General features: G+C 56.9%; 1 protein-coding gene. It reads right to left on the bottom strand.

What is annotated here, in order from left to right; translation table 11 throughout:
* A partial coding sequence (locus DBR24_RS31615; RefSeq protein WP_256591308.1) for a TetR/AcrR family transcriptional regulator occupies positions 1–348 on the bottom strand: 348 nt, incomplete at its 3' end.
* Positions 349–538: the final 190 nt, after the last annotated feature.

Genomic DNA, 538 nt, shown 5'->3' with positions numbered 1-538 from the left:
GAACAGGAACGGCGCCAGTTCCCGCCATAGCGAAGCCGGCATCGCTTGCAGCTGGTAGTGAGTCATCAGGCCCTCGAACTCGCACAGCACCTCCAGTGGATCACTGTCGTCATCCAGATTGGCCCGCGCCTCGCGCATGGCCTGCTCGTCCGGTTGCTTGAGCAGCGCCAGCAGAATCTCCTGCTTACCGCCGAAATAGTTGACCACGGTCGGCGCGGACACGCCGGCCTGAACAGCGATCTGGTCGAGGGTGGTGGCGGCGAAACCATTGCTTTTGAACAGTTCCAGCGCCGCCGTTGCGATGACTTCCCTGCGCTGTTCCTTTTGCCGCTCTCTGAGTCCGCTCATGTTGCCTCTGTTGATCCTTGCCAATGGCCCTCAGCCTACGGATATCTTTTTTCACCGACAAATATTTTCTTTACAAAAATATTTTTAAGTGACAAAACTTTACCCGTGCACCGCTGGAATGAACGCACCCACTCGTCCCGTTTATCTGGAGATCCGCCATGTCCGCCGAATTCGATCCTGCCCGCAGCAC

Source organism: Pseudomonas sp. HMWF006, assembly GCF_003061205.1.
GTDB lineage: Bacteria > Pseudomonadota > Gammaproteobacteria > Pseudomonadales > Pseudomonadaceae > Aquipseudomonas > Aquipseudomonas monsensis.
This window is presented reverse-complemented; position numbering and strand designations above follow the sequence as displayed.